Annotated in this window: 19 protein-coding genes and 2 pseudogenes; 14 read left to right on the top strand and 7 right to left on the bottom strand. The window is 29.5% G+C overall.

The window, feature by feature from the left end:
• Window positions 1-97: 97 nt before the first annotated feature.
• From WAO74_RS05045 to WAO74_RS04995, 11 genes and pseudogenes are all read left to right on the top strand, one after another.
• The gene (locus WAO74_RS05045; protein ID WP_422160084.1) at window positions 98-2,488 is read left to right on the top strand and encodes a heavy metal translocating P-type ATPase; all 2,391 of its coding nucleotides are present in this window, start codon (window positions 98-100) and stop codon (window positions 2,486-2,488) included.
• A complete protein-coding gene (deoC, locus tag WAO74_RS05040; protein WP_422160083.1) occupies window positions 2,478-3,143 on the top strand; it encodes a deoxyribose-phosphate aldolase in 666 nt (221 codons plus the stop codon). Before WAO74_RS05045 ends, deoC begins: the two co-directional genes overlap by 11 nt.
• 1 nt (window position 3,144) lies before the next feature.
• A complete protein-coding gene (deoD, locus tag WAO74_RS05035) occupies window positions 3,145-3,843 on the top strand; it encodes a purine-nucleoside phosphorylase (RefSeq protein WP_422160082.1) in 699 nt (232 codons plus the stop codon).
• Between the two features lie 55 nt (window positions 3,844-3,898).
• Window positions 3,899-4,125, top strand: a pseudogene (locus WAO74_RS05030) (coproporphyrinogen III oxidase); the annotation flags it as partial.
• Between the two features lie 203 nt (window positions 4,126-4,328).
• A complete protein-coding gene (gene ccoS, locus WAO74_RS05025) occupies window positions 4,329-4,502 on the top strand; it encodes a cbb3-type cytochrome oxidase assembly protein CcoS (RefSeq protein WP_422160081.1) in 174 nt (57 codons plus the stop codon).
• 9 nt (window positions 4,503-4,511) lie between these two features.
• Window positions 4,512-6,707, top strand: a complete 2,196-nt coding sequence (gene ccoN / locus WAO74_RS05020) for a cytochrome-c oxidase, cbb3-type subunit I (RefSeq protein WP_422160080.1) — start codon at window positions 4,512-4,514, stop codon at window positions 6,705-6,707.
• Between the two features lie 4 nt (window positions 6,708-6,711).
• Window positions 6,712-6,879: a CcoQ/FixQ family Cbb3-type cytochrome c oxidase assembly chaperone gene (locus WAO74_RS05015; RefSeq protein WP_422160079.1), complete on the top strand. Its 168-nt coding sequence runs from the start codon at window positions 6,712-6,714 to the stop codon at window positions 6,877-6,879.
• A gap of 12 nt (window positions 6,880-6,891) precedes the next feature.
• Entirely contained in the window at window positions 6,892-7,824 is a 933-nt protein-coding gene (locus WAO74_RS05010; protein ID WP_422160078.1) for a cbb3-type cytochrome c oxidase N-terminal domain-containing protein, read from the top strand.
• Between the two features lie 20 nt (window positions 7,825-7,844).
• A complete protein-coding gene (ccoG, locus tag WAO74_RS05005) occupies window positions 7,845-9,266 on the top strand; it encodes a cytochrome c oxidase accessory protein CcoG (protein ID WP_422160077.1) in 1,422 nt (473 codons plus the stop codon).
• Window positions 9,267-9,345: 79 nt separating this feature from the next.
• On the top strand, window positions 9,346-9,792 hold the full coding sequence (locus WAO74_RS05000; protein WP_422160076.1) for a FixH family protein: 447 nt from the start codon (window positions 9,346-9,348) through the stop codon (window positions 9,790-9,792).
• Complete coding sequence (locus WAO74_RS04995) at window positions 9,792-10,493, top strand: sulfite exporter TauE/SafE family protein (protein WP_422160075.1); 702 nt, start codon at window positions 9,792-9,794, stop codon at window positions 10,491-10,493. Before WAO74_RS05000 ends, WAO74_RS04995 begins: the two co-directional genes overlap by 1 nt.
• 4 nt (window positions 10,494-10,497) lie before the next feature.
• On the opposite strand, the gene WAO74_RS04990 is transcribed toward WAO74_RS04995, so the two are convergent.
• Both WAO74_RS04990 and mnmE read right to left on the bottom strand, forming a co-directional pair.
• Window positions 10,498-10,851: a hypothetical protein gene (locus WAO74_RS04990; protein ID WP_422160074.1), complete on the bottom strand. Its 354-nt coding sequence runs from the start codon at window positions 10,849-10,851 to the stop codon at window positions 10,498-10,500.
• A complete protein-coding gene (mnmE, locus tag WAO74_RS04985; protein ID WP_422160073.1) occupies window positions 10,852-12,246 on the bottom strand; it encodes a tRNA uridine-5-carboxymethylaminomethyl(34) synthesis GTPase MnmE in 1,395 nt (464 codons plus the stop codon). It lies immediately after the preceding gene.
• A gap of 131 nt (window positions 12,247-12,377) precedes the next feature.
• Here mnmE and WAO74_RS04980 point away from each other — a divergent pair, with 131 nt between their 5' ends.
• The gene (locus WAO74_RS04980) at window positions 12,378-12,716 is read left to right on the top strand and encodes a DUF4870 domain-containing protein (RefSeq protein WP_422160072.1); all 339 of its coding nucleotides are present in this window, start codon (window positions 12,378-12,380) and stop codon (window positions 12,714-12,716) included.
• Window positions 12,717-12,975: 259 nt separating this feature from the next.
• Here WAO74_RS04980 and WAO74_RS04975 read toward each other — a convergent pair whose 3' ends face one another.
• Both WAO74_RS04975 and WAO74_RS04970 read right to left on the bottom strand, forming a co-directional pair.
• On the bottom strand, window positions 12,976-13,413 hold the full coding sequence (locus WAO74_RS04975) for a DUF4268 domain-containing protein (protein WP_422160071.1): 438 nt from the start codon (window positions 13,411-13,413) through the stop codon (window positions 12,976-12,978).
• A gap of 273 nt (window positions 13,414-13,686) precedes the next feature.
• Complete coding sequence (locus WAO74_RS04970) at window positions 13,687-14,268, bottom strand: tRNA-(ms[2]io[6]A)-hydroxylase (RefSeq protein ID WP_422160070.1); 582 nt, start codon at window positions 14,266-14,268, stop codon at window positions 13,687-13,689.
• 111 nt (window positions 14,269-14,379) lie between these two features.
• Between WAO74_RS04970 and WAO74_RS04965 the strand changes: the two genes are divergently transcribed.
• Window positions 14,380-15,693 (top strand): DEAD/DEAH box helicase, encoded by a 1,314-nt coding sequence (locus WAO74_RS04965; protein WP_422160069.1) that lies wholly within the window; start codon window positions 14,380-14,382, stop codon window positions 15,691-15,693.
• 4 nt (window positions 15,694-15,697) lie between these two features.
• Here WAO74_RS04965 and WAO74_RS04960 read toward each other — a convergent pair whose 3' ends face one another.
• Both WAO74_RS04960 and WAO74_RS04955 read right to left on the bottom strand, forming a co-directional pair.
• Entirely contained in the window at window positions 15,698-17,890 is a 2,193-nt protein-coding gene (locus WAO74_RS04960; protein WP_422160068.1) for a SulP family inorganic anion transporter, read from the bottom strand.
• Entirely contained in the window at window positions 17,891-18,724 is an 834-nt protein-coding gene (locus tag WAO74_RS04955) for a universal stress protein (protein WP_422160067.1), read from the bottom strand. It abuts the gene before it with no gap.
• A 128-nt stretch (window positions 18,725-18,852) separates the two neighbouring features.
• On the opposite strand from WAO74_RS04955, the gene WAO74_RS04950 reads away from it, so the two are divergent.
• The gene (locus WAO74_RS04950; protein ID WP_422160066.1) at window positions 18,853-20,697 is read left to right on the top strand and encodes a cation:proton antiporter; all 1,845 of its coding nucleotides are present in this window, start codon (window positions 18,853-18,855) and stop codon (window positions 20,695-20,697) included.
• Here WAO74_RS04950 and WAO74_RS04945 read toward each other — a convergent pair.
• Window positions 20,692-21,339, bottom strand: a pseudogene (locus tag WAO74_RS04945) (DNA polymerase III subunit gamma/tau); the annotation flags it as partial. The gene WAO74_RS04950 and the pseudogene WAO74_RS04945 sit on opposite strands and share 6 nt — an antisense overlap.

Genomic DNA, 21,339 nt, shown 5'->3' with positions numbered 1-21,339 from the left:
AAAAAAAATGTTTGTTCAAAAATAAGGAAAAGATGACAAATATCATATTTTAAAATAGAGAGTTATTAGAAATTTGTTTTTAGGCAAAAGAGTAAATATGAAGACTACACATTGTTATCATTGTGGAGATTCTTGTAATGATAATACCATTTATATTGATGAAAAAATCTTCTGTTGTAATGGTTGTAAAACTGTTTTCGAAATTTTTTCTGAAAACGATTTAACTTGTTATTATGATTTTCAAGATAATCCAGGAGCAATTCCTGCTGAAATTCAAGGGAAATATGATTTTTTAGAAAATGATAAAATCATTGAAAAATTATTGGATTTTAATGATAATCATACTCAAATAGTAACCTTATATATACCTCATATACATTGTAGTTCTTGTATTTGGGTCTTAGAAAACTTACATAAATTAAATAAAAAAATCACTGCTTCTCAAGTAGATTTTCCAAAGAAAAAAATAAGAATTACCTATCAATCAGAAAGTATTTCACTAAAAGAAATTGTAACTTTATTAAACGCTATTGGTTATGAACCATTTATAAGCTTAGAAGATTATGAAACAGGTAAAAATAAAGTAGATAGAAGTTTAACTTACAAATTAGGTATTGCTGGTTTCGCTTTTGGTAATGTAATGTTTCTCTCTTTTCCAGAATATTTCGAAGTATCAGAATTTTGGTTAGAGCAGTATAAAAATATTTTTAGATGGTTAATGTTTTTCTTTTCAGTACCAGTGGTTTTTTATGCTGCACAAGATTATTTTATTTCAGCATACAAAGGTGTGCGTTCTAAAATTTTAAATATTGATGTTCCAATTGCACTTGGAGTTTCTGTTTTGTTTATAAGAAGTTCTGTAGATATTATTTTCGATTTTGGAACAGGCTTTTTTGATAGTTTAACAGGTTTGGTTTTTTTCTTATTATTGGGGAAATTTTTTCAACAAAAAACCTATAATTTCTTGTCTTTTGAGCGAGATTATAAATCGTATTTTCCAATAGCAGTTACTCGAATTCTGGCTGATAAAAAAGAAGAAAATGTCCAGATTTATGACATTAATAAGGGAGATAGATTATTAATAAGAAATCAAGAGTTAATTCCTGTAGATGGAATTTTAATAAACGGAAATGCGAATATTGATTACAGTTTTGTAACTGGAGAAGCAGAGCCAGTTGCTAAAAATTCTGGAGATAAAATTTTTGCTGGTGGCAAACAAATTTCAGGGATTATAGAAATGGAAGTTTTAACGTCTGTTTGTCAAAGTTATTTAACCCAATTGTGGAGTAATGATATTTTTCAAAAAGATAAAACATCAACATTTAAAACATTAACAGACAAGATTAGTAAAAACTTTACAATTTTTGTTTTATCAATTGCATTTTTAGCAACTGTATTTTGGTTATTTTTTGATGTTTCAAAAGCATTAAATGTTTTTACAGCTGTATTAATTATTGCCTGTCCTTGTGCAATTGCTTTGGCTGCTCCATTTACTTTAGGAAATTTATTACGTATTTTTGGTAATCAGAAATTCTACTTAAAAAACGCAACTGTTATAGAACAATTAGCAAATATAGACACCATAATTTTTGATAAAACAGGTACTTTAACCACCAATAAAGAGCCTTCTGTTTCGTATTCTGGAATTGCTTTGAACCACCAAGAAAAAAGAATTTTTAAAAGTGCTTTAAGAGCATCTAATCATCCTTTAAGTAGAACATTATACAACACTTTTACAGATATAGAAACTTTAGAAATAGAAAATTATATAGAAGTTGTAGGCAAAGGAATTGAAGTAAAATTCAATGCAGATTATTTAAAATTAGGTTCTGCAGGTTTTGTGAAGAACCAGAAAGAAAATACAAATTTAGACACCTCTGTTCATGTTAGTTTTAATGATGGTTACAGAGGAAAATTCACTTTTAAAAATGCTTATAGAAAAGAGGTAGCAACACTTTTTAATTCTCTAGAAAACGAATATGATTTGGCAATTGTTTCTGGAGATAATGAAGGAGAAAAAAAGTTTTTGAAAGATAATCTTCCTAAAAACACAAAATTAGTCTTCAATCAAAAACCTGAAGATAAATTAAATTTTATTTCTAGATTACAAGAAAAAAATAAAAAAGTAGCCATGATTGGTGATGGTTTAAATGATGCAGGAGCTTTAGCTCAGAGTAATGTTGGTATCGCTTTATCCGAAAATATAAATGTATTTTCTCCTGCTTGCGATGCTATTTTAGATGCGACACAATTCAAAAAAATCAATGGATTTTTAATAGCTTCTAAAAAAGGAATTAAAATAATAAAATATGCATTTATCTTATCTTTATGTTACAATCTTATAGGTTTGTATTTTGCAGTTACAGGTCAATTAATGCCTGTTATTGCAGCAATTTTAATGCCTTTAAGTTCGATTAGTATTGTTGTTTTTACAACATTTGCTACCAATTTATTAGGTAAAAAGCTAAATAAAAATTATGGAAATTAATAAATATATAGATCACACTTTGCTGAAAGCAACAGCTACAAATAATGAAATTATTGCACTCTGTAATGAAGCTAAAAAATATAATTTTTATGCAGTCTGTGTAAATGGATGTTTTGTTGAATTCGCAAAGCAGCAACTAAAAAATACCGATGTAAAAATTGCTGCTGTTATTGGTTTTCCATTAGGAGCAATATCTACAAAAGCAAAAGTTTTTGAAGCCAGTAATTGCATAGAAAATGGAGCTAACGAAATAGATATGGTTCTAAATATTGGAAAATTATTAGAAGTTAATTATGAATATGTGGAGAAGGAAATTAAATTAATAAAAGAAGCAATTGGTAGAAACCTACTAAAAGTAATTTTAGAAACTTGTTATTTATCAAAAGAACAAATAGAAATTGCTTGTAGATTAGCTGTTAATGCAGGTGCAGATTTTGTAAAAACATCTACAGGTTTTGGAACAAATGGAGCTACTTTTAAGGATGTAGAAATTATGAAAAATGCTGTAAATGGAAAAGCTCAAATAAAAGCATCAGGAGGAATTAAAGATGTACAAACCGCAAATAAATACATAGAAATGGGCGTAACTCGTTTAGGAACTTCAGCTGGAGTTTTATTAGTTACAAAAGGCATTTCAGATAAAAATCAATACTAGTATGAGCATACATATAGAAGCAAAAAAAGGAGAAATAGCAGAAACAGTTTTATTACCTGGAGATCCAATGAGAGCAAAATGGATTGCAGACACTTTTTTCGAAAATCCTGTTTGCTATAATGATGTTCGTGGAATGTTAGGTTTTACAGGCACTTATAAAGGTAAAAAAATTTCTGTACAAGGAACAGGAATGGGAATTCCATCTACTTTAATTTATGCTCATGAATTGATAAACGACTATGGAGTTAAAAATTTAATAAGAGTCGGTTCTGCTGGGTCTTATCAAAAAGAGGTTAAGATTCGAGATATTGTAATTGCAATGTCTGCGTCTACCAATTCAGGTTTAAATACCATTCGTTTTAATGGAGCAGATTATGCACCAACTGCAAGTTTTAAGTTATTTCAAAAAGCAATTGAAATAGCAAAAGAAAAAAATATTCCTATAAAAGCTGGTGGCATTTTAAGTTCAGATGAGTTTTACGCAGATGATTTTGATAGTTATAAAAAATGGGCAGATTATGGGGTGTTATGCGTAGAGATGGAAACCTCTGCTTTGTATACAATTGCCTCTAAACACAATGTAAATGCACTAGCAATTCTAACTATTTCAGACAGTTTAGTTACCAAAGAAAGAACAACTACAGACGAAAGAGAACAAACTTTTAAAGAAATGGTAGAAATTGCTTTAGAGTTGGCTTAATTGTTAGTTCGAGTGAGTTTGTTGAAGAATGAAACAAAATTATATCGAGAACAAAATGACAAAATCGCTGATAAAAAAATACAAGATTCCAGGTCCAAGATATACTAGGTATTTAACAATTCTTTTTGGTATCATGCTACTTTTGGTAAAGAAAAATGGTTAGAAAGTTATCAAAAATCGTGTACAGAAAGTAATCGAAAAGAAGGGATTAGTTTATACATTCATTTGCCATTTTGTGAGAGTTTATGTACGTTTTGTGCTTGTCATAAGCACATTACAAAAAATGCATAAAGTTGAAGAAACCTGAATTGAAACATTTGCATGGCTTTTGATGTTCATTTATTGGAAAATAAACCAGCAAATCAACTTTTTTTACAAACCATTTAAAGCAAAAATCTTAACATTTTTTTAAGAAACATGACAAATGTCATATTTTAAGAATTGCATCAATCTTACTTTTGATTCATCAAATTATCAGGCAAGATATGAGCGTAATATACCTACTGCTAACACTAAGTATTTTAGTGGCAATTGTATTCTTTATTGCATTTATTTATTCAGTAAAAAGTGGACAATATGATGATTCATATACGCCCTCAGTTCGTATGCTGTTTGATGATGAGTTAGTAAAAGAAAATAAGAAATCAACTAAAAATTAGATTCAAATTATGGAAATGCAACAGTTTTATTACGATAATAAAATCGTAAAAAAATTCATTTACGCAACATTACTTTGGGGAATTGTAGGATTCTCTGTGGGTTTATTGTTGGCATTTATGTTTTTATTCCCAAATGTTACAGACGGAATTTCGTGGTTAAGTTTTGGACGTTTAAGACCTTTACATACAAATGCTGTAATTTTTGCTTTTGTAGGGAATGCTATTTATGCAGGGGTTTATTATTCGCTTCAGAGATTATTAAAAGCAAGAATGGCTAGTAACTTTCTTAGTAATTTTAATTTCTGGGGATGGCAATTAATAATCGTTGCTGCTGCAATTACGCTTCCATTAGGTTATACAAGTTCTAAAGAATATGCAGAATTAGAATGGCCTATAGATATTATGATTGCTTTGGTTTGGGTGGCTTTTGGTGTAAATATGATTTGGACAATTCTTAAAAGAAGACAACGTCATTTATATGTAGCTATTTGGTTCTATTTAGGAACTTTTGTGACGGTTGCAGTATTGCATATTTTTAACAGTTTAGCATTACCTGTAAGTTTCTTAAAAAGTTATTCAGTATATGCAGGAGTGCAAGATGCACTTGTCCAATGGTGGTATGGACATAATGCAGTTGCATTTTTCTTAACCACACCTTTTTTAGGGTTGATGTATTACTTTGTACCGAAAGCAGCAAACAGACCAGTTTATTCTTACAGACTTTCTATAGTGCACTTTTGGTCGTTAATTTTTATATATATCTGGGCAGGTCCTCATCATTTATTATATACTTCTTTACCAAATTGGGCTCAAAATTTAGGAGTTGCTTTTTCTGTTATGTTAATAGCTCCTTCTTGGGGAGGAATGATAAATGGATTGTTAACTTTAAGAGGTGCTTGGGATAAAGTAAGAACGGATCCTGTTTTAAAATTTATGGTCGTTGCAATTACAGGTTATGGAATGGCAACTTTTGAAGGACCTATGTTATCACTTAAAAATGTAAATGCTATTGCCCATTTTTCTGATTGGATTATTGCTCACGTTCACGTTGGTGCGTTAGCTTGGAATGGTTTCTTCACCTTTGGTATGTTATATTGGATGATTCCAAGAATGTTTAAAACCACTTTATTTTCTAAAGGGTTAGCCAATTTCCATTTCTGGATAGGAACTTTGGGTATTATTTTATATGCTTTGCCTATGTATGTTGCTGGTTTTGTACAAGCTTCTATGTGGAAACAATTTAATCCTGATGGTTCTCTGACTTATGGTAACTTTTTAGAGACTGTAAATGAAATAATTCCAATGTATTGGATGCGTGCCATTGGTGGAACCATGTATATTATTGGTGCAATTGTAATGCTATACAATGTTGTTAGAACTGTGAAGCAAGGCAGTGGAGTAGAAGATGAGTTAGCAGAAGCAGCAGCTTTAACAAAAGTTTCTAAATACAGAACAAAGGGTGAAGGCTACCATACTTGGTTAGAAAGAAAACCAGTAAGATTAACTTTATACGCAACAGTTGCCATCTTAATTGGAGGTGTTGTTCAGATAATTCCAACTTTGTTAGTAAAATCGAACATACCAACAATTAGCAGTGTAAAACCATATACACCTCTAGAATTAGAAGGACGTGATTTATACATTAGAGAAGGTTGTGTGGGATGTCATTCGCAAATGGTAAGACCATTTAGAAGTGAAGTAGAACGTTATGGAGAATACTCAAAAGCTGGTGAGTTTGTATACGATCATCCATTTTTATGGGGAAGTAAACGTACTGGTCCAGATTTACACAGAATTGGTGCAAAATATTCTGATAGCTGGCACTTAAATCACATGTACGATCCTCAAAGCACGTCCCCAGGTTCTATAATGCCTTCTTATAAATGGCTGATTAGAAATAAGCTAGATAAGTCATCTACTGCAGATAAAATGCAAGTAATGGTATCATTAGGGGTTCCTTATTCAGATGAGGAGATTGCAAATGCTTTTGCTTTAATGGATGCTCAAGGAAAACAAATTGAAGAAAATTTATATCAAGATCCAGACTTTGCTAAAAATTACGAAGCCGATAAAAAGTTTGCCAAAGATAATGGGCAAGAGTTTGTAGAAATGAAAGACAGAGAAATTGTGGCAATCATTGCATACATTCAAAGGTTAGGAACAGATATTAAAGTAAAAGACGAACAACAAATTTCTAAAAAATAAGAATATGCTAAAATTTGTAAAAAATCACATGGAAAGTATTGCAGGCATAGAAATATACCCACTCATATCCTTAATTATCTTCTTCACCTTTTTTGTAGTCTTATTTTGGTGGGTATTTTCAGCAAAAAAAGAATATATCAATGAGGTTAGTAACATTCCTTTAGATCAATAAAAAAGAAATACGATGAAAAAAAAGATTCAATCTACAGTTTATATACTATTTGTATTAGTTACATTCTTTGCACTTGTGAAGGCTTTTATAGGGTATCAAAATCCATTTAGTTTTTATGAAAATCCTTTGGTTTGGTTAGCATTGATTGGTTTTGTAACTGTAATTATTTTAAAAGAAGTTGTAAATAATATGGCAATTTCTAGAGCAAAAGAATTACAAAACGAAAAAGATGGTATTGTTCCAGAACCTGAAAATGCTTGGCTTCAAAAAATCTTAAAATCTTGGACAAAGACAAAAGCAATCGAACAGGAACAAGAAATTATTCTGGATCATAATTACGATGGAATTAAGGAATTAGACAACGCACTTCCTCCTTGGTGGGTGTATATGTTTTATGCAACAATATTATTTGCTGTTGTGTATTTAGTTCGTTTTGAAGTTATGGATGGACCAAGTCCAGAAATGGAATATCAGCAAGCAGTTGCAGAAGCTAGAATGGAAATTGATAAATATAAAGCAACAGCAACTGATTTAATAACTGCAGATAATGTAGAATTATTAACAGATGCAGGCGCTTTAAAAAGAGGGAAAGCAGTTTTTAATTTAAACTGTGCTTCTTGTCATTTAGCTGATGGTGGAGGTTCTATTGGCCCGAATTTAACAGATGAATATTGGATTCTTGGTGGAGGAATAAAAAATGTTTTTAACACAATTTACAATGGAGGTAGAGATGGAAAAGGAATGATTGCATGGAACAAAACACTAAAAACAGATGATATTGCTAAAGTAGCAAGTTATGTGCTTTCATTACAAGGCACAACACCAGCAGCAGGAAAAGCACCAGATGGTGAAAAGTGGATGGATGGATCTGCCCCCGAAACTGAAGAAGTAAAAACTGAAGTTATTGAAGAAGTAATTGAAGTTAAGAATAAGGAAACTGAATAAGATATTTTTTAATAGTTGAAATGGAATCTACCAATAACGAGCAATTTAGAGATAGTATTGGAACCATCAATAAAGAGGGTAAGCGTTCTTGGGTGTTTCCTAAAAAGCCGAGTGGAAAGTTCTACAAATACAGAACTTATGTAAGCTATTTTCTACTTGCTTTTTTATTGTTAGCACCATTTGTGAAAATAAGCGGAAATCAGTTTTTACTATTTAATGTTTTAGAGAGACGATTTAATATTTTCGGATTTCCTTTTTGGCCACAAGATTTTCATTTGTTAGTCATTTCAATGATTACAGGCGTTGTTTTTGTTATTTTATTTACGGTAGTTTTTGGTCGTCTTTTCTGTGGATGGATTTGTCCTCAAACCATTTTTTTAGAAATGGTTTTTAGAAAAATTGAATATTGGATTGATGGCGATAGAGGAAAACAAATACGTTTAGACAAACAACCTTGGAATGCAGAAAAGATTAAAAAGAGATTATTAAAATGGTTTATTTTCTTTGTGATTTCTTTTATTATTGCAAACGTTTTTTTAGCCTATTTAATTGGAGGAGATACAGTAATCAGCTATATCACAGGTAACCCTTTAGATAATATAAACACACTCATTTCATTAATTATTTTTACAAGCGTATTCTATTTTGTGTTTGCTTGGTTTAGAGAGCAAGTTTGCATTATTGCCTGTCCTTATGGCAGATTGCAAGGCGTTTTATTAGATGATAAAACCATAAATGTTGCTTACGATCATAAACGTGGAGAGAGAGATTTGGGGCGTTCTAAATTTAAAAAAGATGAAAATAGAGAGGTTTTAGGAAAAGGAGATTGTATCGATTGTAAACAATGTGTGGTTGTTTGTCCAACAGGTATTGATATTAGAAATGGCACGCAATTAGAGTGTGTAAATTGCACAGCTTGCATAGACGAATGCGATCATATTATGGAAAGTATCAACTTACCAAAAGGATTAATTAGATACGCAAGCGAAGATGAAATTGTTAAAAAACAACCTTTTAAAATAACACCAAGAATTAAAGGATACTCAGCTGTTTTATTAATTTTAATTGGAATTTTAACTGGAATGCTATTTTTAAGAAATGATGTAGAAGCCAGTATTTTACGTTTACCAGGTCAATTATATCAACACAAAGAAAATAATATAATCAGCAATGTTTATACCTATAAAGTAATCAATAAAACTACTAAAGATATACAAAATGTTAGCTATAAAATTTTATCTCATAAAGGTGAAATTAAACTAGTTTCAAATCATAATTTTACAATTCCTAAACAAGGTTCAGCAGAAGGAACCTTATTTATAGAATTAAACGAGTCCGTTTTAAAAGGTGATAATATGGATATAGAAATTGGAGTTTTTAGTGGAGATAAATTAATTGAAACCACAGAAACCAATTTTCTTGGGCCAAGAAGTTATAAATAGTTTAGTTAGAATCTGAGCTTTTAAAGAAAGAAGTTGTTATTTCGATGATAGTTGAAATCTCAAATAAAAAATAGAAATTATGAAATTTAATTGGGGAACAGGAATTGTAGTAACCATCATTGCTTTTATTGCATTTATAATGTATTTCGTAATAACTATGAGTACAGATAAAAAATATAGTTATGATTTGGTAACAGAAAAATATTATCAAGCAGAATTAAATTATCAGCAAGAAATAAATGCAGAAAAGAATCTAAATCAATTAACAGAAAAAGTAACTGTACAGAAAAATAGTGAAGGCTTGCTCATTAAGATTCCGAACAAATTTAATAATGAAAAAGTAGAAGGAAAAGTGTTCCTTTATAGACCATCTAATAAACAGTTAGATTTTGAATTACCTATTTCAATTTCTAATACATATTTGCTCGTGCCTGAGAATCGTTTATTAGATGGTCGCTGGAACATTAAAATTTTTTGGAAACATAAAAATACTGATTATTTATTTAAAAAAGAATTGATTTATTAATGTTATTATCAGCAATTATATTTGGTTTATTAGGCAGTTTTCATTGCATAGGTATGTGTGGTCCAATTGCTTTTATGTTACCAATTGATAGAACAAATAAAACAAAAGGATTCTTTCAAATTTTAAGTTATCATTTAGGTAGATTATTTACTTACAGCTTTATAGGTTTGCTTTTTGGTTTTTTAGGGAAAGGTTTTTATTTATTCGGATTTCAACAACAGCTTTCTATACTTGTTGGAGTTTTAATGATTGTTGTTATTTTATTTCCAAAGATTTTTCAAAAATTATCTTTATCAAAAAGCATCAGTAAAATTATTTTAAAAGTAAAAAATTCTTTAGGTGCAGAACTTAAAAAGAAAGGAAATGACACTTTTTTCACTATCGGTTTTTTAAACGGATTTTTACCTTGTGGCTTGGTTTATATGGCAGTTTTTGGAGCCTTAACAACCTCGAACGCTTTTACAGGAAGTTTCTATATGTTTTTGTTTGGTTTGGGTACCATTCCTTTAATGACGGCTTTTGTGTATTTAGGCAATTTTACAAAAGGTAATTTTAGAAAAAATATTCAAAAAGCGATACCTGTTTTAGTTGTTTTTATTGGAGTTCTTTTTATAGTAAGAGGTTTAGGATTAGGAATACCTTATGTTTCTCCAAAGCCAGTTTTAGAATTGGCTTCAGAAGCTGTGAAAGTTTGTCATTAAAAATTTAATTTAGAACTTCATCTTTCATTCGAAAACAATTTTCGCTACCTAAAAAATTAGGGTTTCCAAATTCTTCCGACCAAAAACCTTCTAAAATATCTTTGTTTAAACATTTGTAAACTACTGTACCATAATACATAGAATTTTCATCTCCTTGGTAATTAAAGTTGATGACTAAAATGTTATTCTTAAAAAAACCAACTCCAAATTGTTCTTGACTTTTATTGATGAGCCATTTAGCAGTAATTCTATTTTGATCATCTAAAGTTAAAGAAAGAGAACCTTTATACGTTTCTTCAGACCCATTTTGATTGGTGCCAATTATTGAAAAATCACCTAAAATGTCTTTAGTTGTCATTTACTTTCCAATACAAAAATTAGAAAAAATATGTCCTAAAATATCTTTATCAACATCATAATCTCCTGTAATTGCGCCTAAATGACGCAAACATTCTCGAATATCTATAGAAAATAAATCTGTAGAAATTTCCAAATCAATACCTTGTTTTACTGATGTAATTGCTTTTAAAGCATTATTTAAAGCTTCGAAATGACGAGAATTGGTAACAATAGTTTGGTTATTACTTAATGCACCAATATTAACCAATGAAGTTAATTCTTTCTTTAATTCTTCAATCCCTATTTTTTGTTTGGCAGAAAGTAAAATTAGGTTCTCAATTTCTGATTGTAAAATAGCCGAATCATGGCAAGATAAAGTATCAATTTTATTGGCAATAACCAACAAACGTTTTTTAGGAAAACGATCTTTTATCGTTATAATTTCCTGTAAAAAATCTTCACTTGAATAGGTGTATTTATTAGAATCAATTAAGAAAATAATTAATTGTGCATTATCAGCTTTTTCATACGCTTTTTTAATACCAATACTTTCTATAATGTCTTTTGTTTCTCTAATTCCTGCAGTATCTATAAAGCGAAAGACAACTCCATCAATACTAATTTCATCTTCAATAGCATCTCTTGTAGTTCCTGCAATATCGGAAACGATTGCTTTTTCTTCGTTTAAAATAGCGTTTAATAAAGTAGATTTCCCAACATTTGGTTCGCCAATAATAGCAACAGGAATTCCATTTTTCATAGCATTTCCAAAAGCGAAAGAATCTATCAATCTTTTTAAAACAAACGTAATTTTTGAAACGAGTTCTTTAAACTTTGTTCTGTCTGCAAATTCTACATCTTCTCCAGAAAAATCGAGTTCTAACTCAATTAAAGCAGCAAAATCTAATAACTGTGCACGTAATTCTTTTAATTCGTTTGCAATTCCACCACGCATTTGCTGAATGGCCATTTGATGACTGGCAACTGAATTCGATGCAATTACATCTGCCACAGCTTCAGCTTGGCTTAAATCCATCTTTCCGTTTAAAAATGCACGCATGGTAAATTCACCATTATCAGCCATTCTACAACCATTTTTTAAAAATAGCTGAATAATTTCTTGCTGAATAAAACTAGATCCATGACAAGAAATTTCTACCACATTTTCACCTGTATAAGAATTCGGATTTTTAAAAACAGACACCAAAACTTCATCTAAAATAATATCATTATCAACAATATGACCAAGATGAATGGTATGTGTTTTCTGATTTTTTAATGATTTACCCTTTTTTACAGACTTAAAAAAAGAATCAACCAAAGTAATAGACTCTGAACCAGAAATTCTAATAACCGAAATTGCACCAATTCCAGAAGGTGTTGCTAAGGCAATAATGGTATCATTTTTAATCATATTGCAAAAATACGTAAAGAATTGATGACAAAAAGAAAAAGGGTTGCACTTTGTAGAGCTGGTATTCTAATTTTTTTGTAACAATTTAACAAATTACACGTCTTATATATACGAACCAACATTTAAAAATCATGAAAGAAAACAGACAACTATTAATATTTACACATTTGAGCCAATTATTAGATTTTGTATCTGGTATTGGGGGTTTTGTAGTTCCTTTAATTTTATGGCTCTTAAAAAAAGATGAGGTGATAGATATGGATGCTCATGGAAAAGCAATTTTAAACTTTAGAATATCGATGTTTATCTATGTTTTAATCTGTATCCCTTTAATTTTACTTTTAGGTTTGGGTATTATTGGTTTAATAGTTTTAGGTATTTTTTACTTGATATTTCCTATTATAAATGCTATAAAAGTAAGCAATAACGAAGAACCCAATTATCCATTTTCGATGAAAATTATAAACTAGAATTTATATATTTATTTGAATTAAAATCGTCAATTTTTTATTGACGATTTTTTTTTGGGCGTTCCTTTTTCCTGAAAGCATTCAGGAAAAAGTCAGGCTTTTCGCACTCGCTTTTTTTTTTTATTTTAAATAGTCAATTGCTTAACAAAATATTTTAACATTTTAAGAAAGACATTAAGAGTATTGGCAAAAAAGAGCTCAAACAAACGCTTCAATCCTTAACGCAGCGTATTTATAAAGTTTTTAGAAATTAGAATAATTAAATAGCTTGTTTAATAAAATCTTCAAACTCATAAAAAAACAATTCAAATTGGCTCATGGTTTCCACATAAAACTCATAACAATCTCTCCAAGTATTTTTATTGTAGATGCTAAATTTACCATCAAAATCTACATAAATTCTTCTAATAATTTTACCATTTTCTAATTGATAATTATCATCAAAAACAACGTTGGGTAAATAATCTGTTTCGAGTAAATTTTTTAACGAGAGTAATTGATCATAAAGAAGTTCATTCGCAATATCTTCTGGATGTTCAAAGTCTAAACAAACCAGTGCTTTTTTTTTATCGGCCACAAATTTAAAAGCAAAGCCTTTAATTTTTGTGTTATAAAGTAACCATTTTCTTGGGAAAGATTTTCCGAAACTAGTCCAAAATTCTCGTCTTAAAAGAGAAGCTTCTTCCTTAGAAAACATAACTTAAGTTTAGTTTATTACCAATAATATAGATACAATTATAGCAATGAACCAGTAAAAATAGGAAGTATATTTTAAGAAATTAAAGTTATCTAATAAGAAATTAAAAGAAGAATATTTATTTTCAGACTCATTGTCATTTTCATCATTTATCACAGTTGCAACTTTTTTAAGTGCAAATTTATTCCAGATATAAGTTACACTAAGAATAATGGATATTTCAGAAAATTTTAATAAGTAAAACATGTATGTATATTAATTGATACAAAAAACTTAACCATGAATTTTGGCTAAATTCCCTCTATCTTTCATTAAATCAGCCTCAAAGATAAGCAAAGCGTTCCATTTTTCATCAACAATTTTCCTGTTTTGATATTTGCGAGCAAATTGTAAAAATGTTGTGTAATGATTTGCTTCAGAAATCATCAAATTTTTATAGAACTTTTTTAGCTCTTCATCTTCCATATTTTCAGAAAACACCTTAAAACGTTCGCAACTTCTAGCTTCAATAAGCGCAGCAACTAATAAACGCTGAATTAAAGCATCTGTTCTATCTTTTGTTTTTGGGAAAAACTTTTGCAAACGCACAGCATAATCGTTTTTTTGTTCGCGTCCTAAAACCATTCCACGTTTTACCATTAATAAATGCACCATTTTAAAGTGTTGCATTTCTTCGATAGCAATATTGCTCATTTCTTTAACGAGTTCTGTTTCTTCAGAATAATTTATAATAATAGAAACAGCATTAGAGGCTGCTTTTTGCTCTAAAAAAGCATGATCTGTTAATATTTGTTCCAAATTAACTTTGGCAATTTCTGCCCAAGAAGTTTCAGTTTCGAATTGTAAGCCTAGCATTGTTTTGTTTTGAAATGCAAAAGTAAAAAATTTAAATTCTTTATTGATAAAAGACTAACTATCTTTGGCAAAGATTTAAAGAGAATTTAAGGTTTACAGAGCGCAAATATTATGGCAAATATGATTAAGAGTGAAGAAGAAATTTTAGCAAAGCTAAATATCTACGAGTTAAATGAAATGCAAAAGGAAGCCATTTCTGTAATTGAACAAAATAACAACACTATTATTCTTTCTCCAACAGGAACAGGAAAAACCCTAGCTTTTTTACTGCCAACATTAAAATTAATTGATGCAGATAATGAAGATATTCAGGTTTTAATTTTAGTTCCATCTAGAGAATTAGCCATTCAAATTGAGCAGGTAATAAGAGAAATGGGCACAGGCTTTAAAGTAAATGCAGTGTATGGAGGTCGTTCTATGGCTAAAGATAAAATAGAAATAAAACACACTCCAAGTATTTTAATTGGAACTCCAGGAAGAATTTCCGATCATTTTGCAAACGATCGTTTTTCTAAAGACAGCATTAAAACGTTAATTTTAGACGAGTTTGATAAATCTTTAGAAGTTGGTTTTGAGTATGAAATGAGAGGTATTATCAATCAATTACCAAATATCGAAAAACGTATTCTAACATCAGCAACTCAAGATGCAGATGTTCCAGATTTTGTAAACTTGAAAAACCCAATCGTTTTAAATTATTTGACTGGAAAAAAATCAAAAAAATTAGATATTAAAATTGTAGCTTCTTCATCAAAAAATAAAAATGAAGCTTTATTAGATTTGTTACATCATTTAGGAAATGAGCAAGGCATTATTTTTTGTAATTTAAAAAATAGTATCGATTATGTAAGCGATTATTTATCAAAAAATAAAATAGCACACAGTTGTTTTTCTGGAGGTATGGAGCAAAGAGATCGCGAGCGTTCTTTGATAAAGTTTAGAAATGGAAGTAGTCAAATTTTGGTAGCTACAGATTTGGCTGCCAGAGGTATAGATATTCCAGAAATGAAATTTATTATTCATTACGAAATGCCAGAAAGATTAGAAGAATTTACCCATAGAAATGGAAGAACTGCCAGAGTAAATGCAAAAGGAACTGCCTATGTTTTAAAGTGGCAAAAAGAAGATTTACCAGATTTTATTAAAGGATTTACAAATGCAGATATTTCTAATAAAGAAAAAATAAAACCTATTTTTTGGGAAACTTTATTTATTTCTGGAGGTAGAAAAGATAAAATTTCGAAAGGTGATATTGCAGGTTTATTTTTTAAACAAGGCAATTTAAGTAAGGATCAATTGGGTGTTATAGAATTAAAACAAGATTGTGCATTTGTTGCTGTACCAGTTTCTGAAGCAGGTAAATTGGTCGAAGAATTAAACAATGTTCGTTTAAAGAATAAGAAAGTTAGAGTTTTTACCATCTAATTTTTTATCCAATGTTTTTTTGTAAACCAATGCCAAAATAGGCGAGTGCTTTTATTTCTTTTACACTTGCTAAACGTTCGTTTCCAATAATTAACAATCCGTTTTTAGAAGCTTCTATATGATATTGTCTGTTGCTTTCGAAAAATAAAATTAAATCATCTTTAAAGAAATCTCTAATTTTTTCTTCATTTTTACCAGATAAATAAAAGCGTTTGCTAAAATCTGGATGATTGTCAATATCAATATCTCCATAACCTACAATATGCAAAATATGCTCAAAGAGACCTTCTTTGTCTAATGTGAAATCTGGAATTTCAGTTTTGGTATGAATATGTAACATTGTTGCTTTAATGTCTTCTTTGGTAATTAATTCGCCTTCAGAAAAATGAGCATCAAAAATGGTGCAATTCTCATTAGAAAGTACATTAGAAACTTTTTCAATTCTCTTTGTTTTAAAGTATCCAAAAGTGGGAAGTTCTTCCATTTCTAAATCAGAAAAAGCATCATATTTCCAATGCATTTCTTTACTAATATTTTCAATAGATTTTTGTCTTTTTGTTAAGAACTTACCAATAGAATTAATTTGTTTTGGAATTATTTTTCGCAAAGCAAAAGGATGGTTATTTACAGATTTAGTTTCATCCAATCCAATTATTTCAAAATGTCCACCTTTTCTGGCAAAGCTTTCTGCATAATTGCTCATGTTTTCCATGACAGAATCATCTACAAAATCGCATAACGAAAAATCTATAATAACTTCTTGATTTTCTGGTATTTGGTTTATCTTCTCTTTTAACTTTATGTAATTAAGAAAACTAGAAAAATTCTTGACACTCACATAAAACGTATTATCTTCTTTAAACATTAAAACATTAGGCTTTAAAGCATTTTTAAAAAACAACTTCGCATTTTTATTGATAATAATATGAATGATAAAAGTTGCAATAATACCCACTAAAATCCCAATAATTAAGCTTGTTGAAATTGTTGTAAATAAAGTAATTAAGAATATAATTAATTGTTCTTTACCAACTCTAAAAACTTTTCTAATATTCTTAGGTGAAGCCAACTTATAACCTGTATAGACTAAAATAGCAGCTAATGCTGGCAAAGGAATTTTACGCAATTCTGTTGCAAATAGAAGTATAAATAAGATCAAAAAAGTAGCATGAAAAAAGTTTGCAGATCTGTTACTGCCTTTATTATTTACATTTACAGAACTTCTTGCAATTACTGTAACAACATTTAATCCTCCTAAAAAACCACTAATAACAGTTGCAATTCCTAGAGCTCTAATATCTTTATTTACGTTAGAACGTCTTTTTAGAGTATCTAATTTATCTACAGCTTTTATACTTAATAGACTTTCTATACTTGAAATTAAAGTGATGCTAATTACTGCGCTTATAAAGTTAATTTCATATATTTTTCCGAAGTTAGGAAAAGCAAAGTTTGATAAAATATCATCAGGTAAATTAATAAGTAAACTTTTATCAATAGGATACTTTGAAGCAGAAAAATAATCAAAATACAAATACAAACCAATGCTTAAAAGTACAATCCACATAGGAGCAGGGATGAGCTTAAAGTATCTGTTTCTAATTTTGCTATAAAAAATCATAATCAGCAAACTAATAATACCAACCAAGCCAGCATAAAAAACACTAGAATTATCTGTTTTTATAAAGTTGATAATTCCTTTAGGGATTTGTATAAGAAGATCAATTATACTTCCTTTTGCCTCTATATTTCCAAACATTACATGTATTTGTTTGGCAAAAATTCCAATACCAATAGCAGCCAACATTCCTTGTATTGCTGAAGATGGAAAGAAATCTCCTAAAGAACCCATTCTTAAAAAACCGAGCATAATCATAATAATTCCAGAGACAACAATGGCGGCTAAAGTGTATAAAAAACCTTGTTGCATATCTCCATTTCCTAAAGTTGTAATTGCTGCAAGTATAACTACAACCAAACCATTTCCAGGACCTGTAATTGTAACATGAGAACCACCAATTAAAGAAACTACAATACCACCTACAATTGCTGCAATCATTCCAGAAATTGGTGGAGCCCCAGAAGCTAAAGCCAAGCCTAAACCTAAAGGAAGTGCAATTAAAGAAACCACAAAACCAGCAAATAAATTTTTCGGTATTTCTGATAAAAATGTTTTAAATGTACCTTGTTTTTTCATTTATTTTACAATTAAAACATCTGTAGGTAATTCAAATAAGATGTATTCTAAATCATGAGGGAAAATTCTATCTAATAAGCTGGATTTTTTTGGAGCACTCATTACTAACAAGTCTGCTCTTTTAATTTTTGCATAATGCCCAATAGAATATCCTCTTTTGCCAAAAATACTTTGCATTTTTATATGAATGTCAGTACAATCGATTTCTTTTAAAATAGTGTTTATACGCCTGTTTTCTCTGTTTCTTAGCCTTTCTTTTATAATATTTGCTTTTCTTAGAGATTTATCATCATTTACAATAACATGTAATTCTTCTTCTTTAATTTCTTCTACAATCGTAATTTTTTTGCAATTTAAATAATTAGAAACTACAAAAGCGGTTTTTATAGTTTGTTCAGTTTTTCCATCTTCTAAACCGTTAACTACTATATGATTACAAGGCACTCTTTTAATAGAAGGTTTAATTAATAAAAGTACAGAACAAGGTGAATTTCTTGTAATTTTTCGAGCTATAGAGCCAACATAATATGTATATAAATTTTCTTGTTGCAAGGCTCCTAAAATCAATAAATCTATTTTCTCATTTTTACAAATCGCTAAAATAACATGCACAGGTTTTCCTTGCTGAAAAATAATGGTAAACGGTTTTTTTAAAGGCTCTACTTCTTCTAAAAGTGAATTTATTCTTGCTTTTTTTTCTTTAGATTCTAAGCCAACATGAACAACAACTAACTCTGAATCAAACATATTAGCTAACCTTATAGCTTCAAATAGGTTTGGTTTTAAATTAGGTGAAAAAGCGATTCCGATAAGTAATTTGTCAAATTTTGGCAAAAAAAGATTTTAGGTGCAGTTAGTGGCACAAGATACCAAACTTTATAGGAATGAAAAAAAACTATACTTTTAATTTTTATGATGCGTAAACATTCTTAAATTTACTAGCTCAATAGATTTAAGGAAATATGTTAGAATTAGCAGGAATTATCATTTTAGGAATATTGGCACAATGGGTTGCATGGAAATTTAAAATCCCTGCAATTTTACCTTTAATTTTAATTGGGTTGTTAGTTGGGCCAGTAGCAGAAACTTATTTAAGCGAAGATGGTTCTAAATGGATTGAGCCAATATGGAATGGAGAAAAAGGTTTATTTCCAGGAGATTATTTATACTATTTTGTATCGCTTGCAATTAGTATTATTTTATTTGAAGGAGGTTTAACCTTAAAAAGAAATGAAATTAAAAATGTAGGACCTGTAATTACAAAGCTAATTACTTTGGGATCTGCAATCACTTTTTTTGGAGCTGGAATTATTGCGCACTTAATATTTGGTTTAGGTTGGGAATTATCGTTTTTATTCTCAGGTTTAATCATTGTTACTGGGCCAACAGTAATCACTCCAATTCTAAGAAATATCCCTTTAAAAAGAGATATTTCTACCGTTTTAAAATGGGAAGGAATTTTAATAGATCCAATAGGCGCTTTGGTTGCAGTATTGGTTTTTGAATTTATTAGTGTTGGTGGAGATGGAGGTTTTACCAAAACAGCATTAATTGAATTTGGTAAAATTTTATTATTTGGAACAACTTTCGGATTCACTTTTGCACATGCTTTAGCATATGCAATTAATAGAAAATTAATTCCTCATTATTTGTTAAACGTAGTCTCTCTGTCAGCAGTTTTATTAGTTTTTGTAGAATCTGAAGTATTTGCTCACGAATCTGGACTTTTAGCAGTTGTAGTAATGGGAATGGTTTTAGGAAATGGAAAACTAGAAAACATTAAAGAGTTGCTCTATTTTAAAGAATCTTTGAGTGTATTGCTCATCTCAATCTTATTTATTTTGTTGTCGGCAAACATCGATATGGAAGATTTAATGTTGCTTTATACATGGAAAACTGCTGCCTTATTTGCAATTGTAGTTTTTATAATTAGACCTTTGGCTGTTTTTGCAAGCACATTTAATTCTAAATTAAAACTGAATGAAAAATTATTTATTAGTTGGGTTGGCCCAAGAGGAATTGTAGCAGCTGGAATCGCATCATTATTTGGAAGCAAACTTTTAAAACAAGGAGTAGATGGTGCAGAATATATAACACCTTTAGTTTTTACAATTGTTTTAGGGACTGTGCTTTTAAATGCAACAACAGCCAGATTATTTGCAAAAATGGTGGGTGTATTTCTTAAAAGTTCTAATGGAATATTAATTGTTGGTGCTTCTGATCCAGCCAGACTAATAGCAAGTTTTTTAAGAGACAAAGGAAAAAGAGTAGTGTTAATAGATTCAAATAAAAACTACATTAGACAAGCTTTAGATGATGATTTAGAGGCACTTGACGTAAATATTTATGATGATGAATTACGAGATAATATAGAATTAAATGATGTGGGATATTTGATTGCGATGACAGGTAGTGATGAAGTAAACAAATATGCTGTAAACAGTTTTTCTAAAATTTTTGGAGAACATGGTTCCTTTAGATTGGCATCTTCTTTAGAAGCTATAAACGCATCAGATAAAGACAGAGAAGGTTTCTTTACGCCAAAAGACGATTATATAAAATTAATTGAAGCTTACCGCGAAAATCCAACAATACATGAAGTGAAGATAAAAGGCAATGAAGAATTAGAGAAAATGCTCGAACTTTTAGCAAAAGAAGAAAAATCCGTACCTATTTTTATCGAAAAAGGAAAGGATATTTATCTAATTGCTGAGTTTGAAAAAGAAGGTATTGAAAAGAAAGATTTAGTAATAGCTTATCTTGGAAAAAAAATAATTTATGATTTTAAACCAAAAATAAAATCATAAATCCAACTCAAAGGTTTGCCTTAATTGCTCTAATAAAGGATTTTTCTGCACTAAAATTTTGTATTTACCAACATTGCCATAGGCCTTTTTTTCTTCTATAGTTTTATCGATAATTATTTTTATAAATAAACCATAATTATTTAAAGAACTTCTTAAATATTTAATAAATTTTGTTCTACCTTCTTTAAAATGGCCTTCTATTAAATCGCTAGGTAAGTTTAATTCAATCAAGAAGTTATCTTTTAATTTTGGTTTGCTAACACCTAATGCTGTAGCCATATTATTCTCACCTTTCGCAATCATTTTTTGATGATAAATATCCCAATATTCTTGTAGTTTTTTTTCTGTAAAAAGTTCTTTTGGATGATTATCATAATTTTCTTCAACAGCAGATTTTTTTACTTCTTTTTTCAGATGAATACTTTTTAATGACAAAGATGATGTTCTTCTTTCTGCAGATTTTAAAACTACTTTTTCTAAGATTGGTTTTGGTTCTTCAACTTTTTCAACTTTAGTTTTTTCAACTTTTTCAACGATAGGTTGAGCCACTTTTTTTACAGCAGGAGAAAGTGCTTGGAAAAAGGTAGCAGGAATTATGTAGTTAGCTGGCTTTTTTTTTTCTCCATCAAAAGTGATAGAGGC

The sequence above is a fragment of the Polaribacter sp. genome, from assembly GCF_049276715.1.
Classification (GTDB): Bacteria; Bacteroidota; Bacteroidia; order Flavobacteriales; family Flavobacteriaceae; genus Polaribacter.
This window is presented reverse-complemented; position numbering and strand designations above follow the sequence as displayed.

What these genes read in the sequence shown, in the direction of transcription:
- WAO74_RS05045 (WP_422160084.1), top strand. Translation starts at nt 98, where the DNA reads ATGAAGACTACACATTGTTATCATTGTGGAGATTCTTGTAATGATAAT.
- deoC (WP_422160083.1), top strand. Translation starts at nt 2,478, where the DNA reads ATGGAAATTAATAAATATATAGATCACACTTTGCTGAAAGCAACAGCT.
- deoD (WP_422160082.1), top strand. Translation starts at nt 3,145, where the DNA reads ATGAGCATACATATAGAAGCAAAAAAAGGAGAAATAGCAGAAACAGTT.
- ccoS (WP_422160081.1), top strand. Translation starts at nt 4,329, where the DNA reads ATGAGCGTAATATACCTACTGCTAACACTAAGTATTTTAGTGGCAATT.
- ccoN (WP_422160080.1), top strand. Translation starts at nt 4,512, where the DNA reads ATGGAAATGCAACAGTTTTATTACGATAATAAAATCGTAAAAAAATTC.
- WAO74_RS05015 (WP_422160079.1), top strand. Translation starts at nt 6,712, where the DNA reads ATGCTAAAATTTGTAAAAAATCACATGGAAAGTATTGCAGGCATAGAA.
- WAO74_RS05010 (WP_422160078.1), top strand. Translation starts at nt 6,892, where the DNA reads ATGAAAAAAAAGATTCAATCTACAGTTTATATACTATTTGTATTAGTT.
- ccoG (WP_422160077.1), top strand. Translation starts at nt 7,845, where the DNA reads ATGGAATCTACCAATAACGAGCAATTTAGAGATAGTATTGGAACCATC.
- WAO74_RS05000 (WP_422160076.1), top strand. Translation starts at nt 9,346, where the DNA reads ATGAAATTTAATTGGGGAACAGGAATTGTAGTAACCATCATTGCTTTT.
- WAO74_RS04995 (WP_422160075.1), top strand. Translation starts at nt 9,792, where the DNA reads ATGTTATTATCAGCAATTATATTTGGTTTATTAGGCAGTTTTCATTGC.
- WAO74_RS04990 (WP_422160074.1), bottom strand. Translation starts at nt 10,851, where the DNA reads ATGACAACTAAAGACATTTTAGGTGATTTTTCAATAATTGGCACCAAT.
- mnmE (WP_422160073.1), bottom strand. Translation starts at nt 12,246, where the DNA reads ATGATTAAAAATGATACCATTATTGCCTTAGCAACACCTTCTGGAATT.
- WAO74_RS04980 (WP_422160072.1), top strand. Translation starts at nt 12,378, where the DNA reads ATGAAAGAAAACAGACAACTATTAATATTTACACATTTGAGCCAATTA.
- WAO74_RS04975 (WP_422160071.1), bottom strand. Translation starts at nt 13,413, where the DNA reads ATGTTTTCTAAGGAAGAAGCTTCTCTTTTAAGACGAGAATTTTGGACT.
- WAO74_RS04970 (WP_422160070.1), bottom strand. Translation starts at nt 14,268, where the DNA reads ATGCTAGGCTTACAATTCGAAACTGAAACTTCTTGGGCAGAAATTGCC.
- WAO74_RS04965 (WP_422160069.1), top strand. Translation starts at nt 14,380, where the DNA reads ATGGCAAATATGATTAAGAGTGAAGAAGAAATTTTAGCAAAGCTAAAT.
- WAO74_RS04960 (WP_422160068.1), bottom strand. Translation starts at nt 17,890, where the DNA reads ATGAAAAAACAAGGTACATTTAAAACATTTTTATCAGAAATACCGAAA.
- WAO74_RS04950 (WP_422160066.1), top strand. Translation starts at nt 18,853, where the DNA reads ATGTTAGAATTAGCAGGAATTATCATTTTAGGAATATTGGCACAATGG.